At 45.4% G+C, this 5149-nt stretch carries 5 protein-coding genes, 2 tRNA genes and 2 pseudogenes; all 9 read right to left on the reverse strand.

Annotated features, from left to right (window positions below; translation table 11 throughout):
- Window positions 1-392: 392 nt before the first annotated feature.
- Window positions 393-965, reverse strand: coding sequence for a 50S ribosomal protein L25/general stress protein Ctc (locus tag C7N83_RS12875; protein WP_106743131.1), 573 nt, complete (start codon window positions 963-965; stop codon window positions 393-395).
- Window positions 966-1031: 66 nt separating this feature from the next.
- Window positions 1032-2021, reverse strand: a complete 990-nt coding sequence (locus C7N83_RS12880; protein WP_106743135.1) for a ribose-phosphate pyrophosphokinase — start codon at window positions 2019-2021, stop codon at window positions 1032-1034.
- Between the two features lie 183 nt (window positions 2022-2204).
- Window positions 2205-2280: transfer RNA gene (locus C7N83_RS12885), tRNA-Gln, on the reverse strand.
- Window positions 2281-2291: 11 nt separating this feature from the next.
- Window positions 2292-2367 (reverse strand) — tRNA-Gln (locus C7N83_RS12890).
- Between the two features lie 10 nt (window positions 2368-2377).
- Window positions 2378-3223, reverse strand: coding sequence for a 4-(cytidine 5'-diphospho)-2-C-methyl-D-erythritol kinase (gene ispE, locus C7N83_RS12895; RefSeq protein WP_106743132.1), 846 nt, complete (start codon window positions 3221-3223; stop codon window positions 2378-2380).
- 9 nt (window positions 3224-3232) lie between these two features.
- Window positions 3233-3817 (reverse strand): outer membrane lipoprotein LolB, encoded by a 585-nt coding sequence (locus tag C7N83_RS12900; RefSeq protein ID WP_106743134.1) that lies wholly within the window; start codon window positions 3815-3817, stop codon window positions 3233-3235.
- Window positions 3818-4018: 201 nt separating this feature from the next.
- Entirely contained in the window at window positions 4019-4261 is a 243-nt protein-coding gene (locus C7N83_RS14360) for a hypothetical protein (protein ID WP_146135164.1), read from the reverse strand.
- Between the two features lie 219 nt (window positions 4262-4480).
- Window positions 4481-4690: pseudogene (locus C7N83_RS12905) on the reverse strand (hemolysin secretion protein D); the annotation flags it as partial.
- Window positions 4691-4943: 253 nt separating this feature from the next.
- Window positions 4944-5149: pseudogene (locus C7N83_RS16360) on the reverse strand (IS1595 family transposase); the annotation flags it as partial.

Below are 5149 nucleotides of genomic sequence, written 5' to 3' on the forward strand. Positions count from 1 at the left end.
TAAGTTCTCCTTCGGCTGCAAACAACACACCCGTACCGACGATAAAGGTTATCTCGAAAAGCGGCACATCAGTCCTGCAGACGGACACGGGTGCAACCACTTCGAACTGCGGTTTAGCGATATTGCCTGGGAAATCAAGGTTTATGCCGAATTTCGGATTACTGAAAGTCGCAGCGCAAAGTCATTTGAAAGCAATTTGTGTCAACCTGCTAAAGGTTGCCAACCGGCTTCGTGTGCCTACTGTTGTCTAAAAAGGGGAAAATGCTCTCTGAAGACGGGAAATATAGAAAATATAGGGGCCTTTTGGCAGCAAAAAAAGCTTACTTAATAACTTAAGTAAGCTTTTTAGGAAGGGTTTTGCAAAGATCTCAGGCTTTTTTTAGTTCGATTTATTAGCGTTTTTTACCGGTTACAGTAGCAACGGCCAAATTTTCGCCACATTTCAGAGAAACACTTTCAACACCTTCCGGAAATTTGATGTCAGATAAATGCAGAATGTCGCCGGCCACAACAGAAGCACAATCCAATTCCAAAAATGCAGGAATGTTGGCAGGCAAAGTGTAAACTTCTACTGAAGTTTTCAACAAAGAAACACGACCACCTTGCAATTTGATTGCTTGAGAGTTTTCAGCGTTCACCACATGCAGTGGTACGCAGATACGGATTTTTTGATCCGCTTTAACTGCTTGGAAGTCAATGTGTTGAACTTGCTGACGGAATGGGTGAATTTGGAAATCGCGCACAATCACGTCTTGAGTTTTGCCATCCAAAGACAATTTAATCAATGCTGTATGGAAAGATTCTTTTTCCAATGCATAGTACATGGTTTTGTGGTCTACTGCAATTGCTACGGCATCTTGATCTTCACCGTACAAGATAGCAGGGATTTGGCCTTCGCGACGCAGGCGGCGGCTCGCACCAGTGCCTTTATTTTCGCGAACAGTAGCTTGAATTTCGTATGACATAATAAAATACTCCAATTAGATTAAAAATATCGTCATCAGCCGCGACCAGCTTAAGACGACCGAGTGTTATGGCAGCAAAATACCACCAAAGGTTGTAGTCACTTCTTCATTGAAAAGATAGGACACAGATTCTTCATTACTGATACGGCGGACAGTTTCTGCTAATAAGCCGGCAATGGTTACTTGACGGATGCGGTCACAATTTTTAGCCGCTTCCGACAAAGGAATAGTATCGGTTACCACCACCTGATCGATATCAGATGATGAAATACGTTCTACAGCCGCACCGGAAAACACAGGATGCGTTGCATAAGCCAAAACACGCTCAGCACCACGGTCTTTCAGTGCAGAGGCGGCTTTACATAAAGTATTGGCCGTATCAATCATATCGTCGATAATCAAACAAGTGCGGCCTTGGACGTCACCAATGATGTTCATCACCTCGGCAACGTTGGCTTTAGGACGGCGTTTGTCAATAATCGCCAAATCAACATTCAATGCTTTGGCTACAGCACGGGCACGGACCACACCACCAATATCAGGGCTGACCACGGTCAGGTTTTCAATGCGCTGTTGGGCAATGTCATTGAGCAATACCGGTGTAGCATAAATATTATCTACAGGAATATCAAAAAAGCCTTGAATCTGGTCGGCATGCAAATCAACCGTTAATACTCGGTCGATACCGGCCGAATACAGCATATTGGCAACCAACTTTGCCGAAATAGGCACACGAACCGAACGCGGACGGCGGTCTTGGCGGGCATAACCGAAATAAGGAATGGCAGCAGTAATACGACCGGCAGACGCACGTTTCAATGCATCTGCCATAGTCAGAATTTCCATCAGGTTGTCATTGGTTGGTGCACAAGTCGGCTGCAAAATGAATACATCACGACCCCGTACATTTTCCAATAATTCAATGGCGACTTCACCATCGGAAAATTTGCTTACATTTGCCTCACCTAAAGAAATATCCAAGTGTTTGACAACACGTTGGGCTAAATCGGGATTGGCATTACCGGTAAATACCATCAAACTATCATATGCAGCCATATCATTTTCACCTGATTTTGCATTCAAACATTGCTCAGAAAACATTCTGCTTTCCTCTGCTTCGTACCTTGACGTCAAGGTTAACATTATACGCAAAACAGCGCATAAACCCAAGGATTTAGCGGATAAATTCATTAATTTACAACATAAAAAAGCGTGTAAGAAAACTTACACGCTTTTATTTGGCTGGGGAGGAAGGATTCGAACCTTCGCATGCTGGAATCAAAATCCAGTGTCTTAACCGCTTGACGACTCCCCAATAAAGGGTGTTGGCTGGGGAGGAAGGATTCGAACCTTCGCATGCTGGAATCAAAATCCAGTGTCTTAACCGCTTGACGACTCCCCAACTATCTCACTCATACATGAAACAAAGGATGAACATCTAATCCTTCAACACAATATGCTTCATATATTTTAGAAACTTGCTGGTATATCTTTTCTGCTTCTTGCTGATACTCACATGGAACAAATACGCAGGAACCGGAACCGGTCATCAATGCTCTACCATGCTTCGACATCTCAAGATAAGCCTTCCAAACTTCAGGATACTCCCGAAATACCACCGCCTGCATATCATTGCAAAACGGCTGTAATGCTTGGAAAGCAGGGATTATGCTTGGTTTGGAATCACGTGTCAAGTCGGGATGGGAAAAAATTTTGGCGGTTGCCACATGAACATCTGGCTTAATAATGACATACCATTGTTTTGGCACATCTATTTCGATTAGTTTCTCGCCGACACCACGGGCAAAAGCGCTGCGTCCGAAGATAAAGAACGGAACATCCGCCCCCAATTTAACGCCCAAATCAATCAACTCCTGCCTGCCCAAACCGCATTGCCATAATCGGTTTAAAGCCAGCAAAACCGTAGCCGCATCCGAACTACCGCCACCCAATCCGCCACCTATCGGAATCTTTTTTTCCAGCCAGATATCTACGCCACCGCCGGATTGGGTATACACTTTTAAGGCTGCTGCGGCACGATATGCCAAATCCTGCTCTTGCGTCATGCCTTTGACAGGGGTGTGCAACACAATCTTACCGTCCTCGCGTAAGCCCAAATATACGGTATCGTATAAGCCAATCAGGCAAAAAATGCTTTCCAAGTCATGGTAGCCGTCTGCCCTGCGTCCGATAATGCGCAAATCCAAGTTCAATTTGGCCGGCGCCCAAAATGCTTGTATCTGCTGCGGAATGTTCATACGGCCCCCTTAGCCACGTGCGGCGCATTGTTGTTGCGGAGCCGGCTTCGGGTTGGTATTCATTTCGTCAAACACCAACCGAACGCTCAATTTTGCGCTTTCCAATAATAATACGCGCGCCTGCCCTGCCTGATTTGCAGTGCGGGTGACGGTCCAATCGAATTGTTGCAAACGGCCGTCTGAAAGCAGCCGGTACGGCGCATCAGCCACTCTTTTACCGTTTGCCCAAATATGCAGATATTGCACTGGCAATTCAAAGCCCAATAACTGCCGGTTTAATTGCGTTGCGGTTTGCGCATGATAAACCTGCCCTTTATTGTCCACAGCCAACACGCCTTGCTTATCTTGGCACAACTGGCCGACCGTGTTGCCTAAAGGTGTATTCACATTGATGGTTTGCACTTGATTCTGATACACCCAGTCAAAATTGGCATACGAACCTTTACCCTCTATTTTTACTGCCAAACGGCCGGCTGCGGTGAAGTCGCCTGTGTTGTTGGCTTCCGGCCAGTGAGTTTGCTGCGGCATATTGGGTTGGGCACAAGCAGCCAATACCAAGGCCACCAAGATGGAAACATATAATTTAAACTTCATTATTACTCCGCGTTAAGGGCCGATACGGGCATCCGACCTACCCGTGTGTTCATTTTTAAGTGAATCAGTCATATACTGAAATCCTCATACAAAAAGGTCGTCTGAAAAACATTGAACTGCACTCAAAAAGTCGGACACCCCTTCCAACTAAAAAGGTGCGGTTTTCTTCAGTTTTCTTACTGTCCGAATATACACCGGACTTCAAATACCGGGACCTACCCCATTATCACCAAGTGCACAGCCGGCAGCGCGCTTCAAAGCCTCACGCACACACCTGCGCCAGCGGATAGCCGCCTGTCGGCAAGGCGGCACCGCCGCACCACTGCAAAACCCGCAGACAAACCCCATACAAACCAAACGCAAAAACCCGTTTGCCACCGATAAGCCCGATAAAGCTGAGCGCCAAAACCGGCTTCGGCCGTCTTTCGGCTTAGTGGCAAACACCGGCGGATTGCTGCAGCAGGCTTTCGGTTTTCAATCTGATGACGGGTAGAAATAGGAAAGGCGGTTGGCAAACCCAACCACCAACCGGGAAAAACGCGACCGAAAAAACGCTTGCTTATGATACGCCGAGTAATCGGTTCGAGGATATTCGAACCATTAATTTCCGTTATTGCACTTGTTGGCAGGCGAATCCGAGAGCCTTTTATATATTATTCCCTATCACCGCTCACTTAAAGCTTGTTTCATGCGGGTAATCGGTTTAACCAAGTATTGGAATACGGTTTTCTCACCTGTTTTCACATCCACCGTTGCCACCATACCCGGGATAATCGGCATCTCTTTGCCGTTTTTATCCTTCAAACTATTGCTGTTGGTTTGTACCAAAATACGATAATACACTTGATTTGGATCCAGCTTCAAATCATTTGAATCAGGTGTTGCGAAAGGTCAGATTGCCGGCACTTTTTACGTGAAACTGCTTTTATTTTCTCTGAAATGATTGTTTTAAAAATTTTTATTGCTATCAATAACTTTATAGTTTTCCATGTCTTTCGGCATTTTGGTAACACTCGAAAATCCTTACCCAGTCTTCCGGCAACAACAAAAAGTGTAAACAACACTGGAATTTTCTAAACTTTAAGGCCGTCTGAAACAGATTAATTTTGGGGCTCAGGAATCAAATCTAATCCAAAGGCATATTCCGTAACATTTCCAATAAAATTACATACAGGTTATCATGTCTGTGATTAAAGCGGAATCCCGTTTCTTTCAGGTGCCAATAAAATGTCCGTCCGGATACGCCGTTAAATTTAACCGTCCTGTTTTTTGCATAAGCCCAAAATGACCCCATTCCGTTGATATGCCGAACCCCTCCGGCAAACCCGTTAT

The organism is Neisseria iguanae (assembly GCF_003013245.1).
Classification (GTDB): domain Bacteria; phylum Pseudomonadota; class Gammaproteobacteria; order Burkholderiales; family Neisseriaceae; genus Neisseria; species Neisseria iguanae.

Bases quoted from the DNA above. Each gene is read 5' to 3' on its own strand.
- C7N83_RS12875 (WP_106743131.1), bottom strand. From the start codon at position 965: ATGTCATACGAAATTCAAGCTACTGTTCGCGAAAATAAAGGCACTGGT.
- C7N83_RS12880 (WP_106743135.1), bottom strand. From the start codon at position 2,021: ATGGCTGCATATGATAGTTTGATGGTATTTACCGGTAATGCCAATCCC.
- ispE (WP_106743132.1), bottom strand. From the start codon at position 3,223: ATGAACATTCCGCAGCAGATACAAGCATTTTGGGCGCCGGCCAAATTG.
- C7N83_RS12900 (WP_106743134.1), bottom strand. From the start codon at position 3,817: ATGAAGTTTAAATTATATGTTTCCATCTTGGTGGCCTTGGTATTGGCT.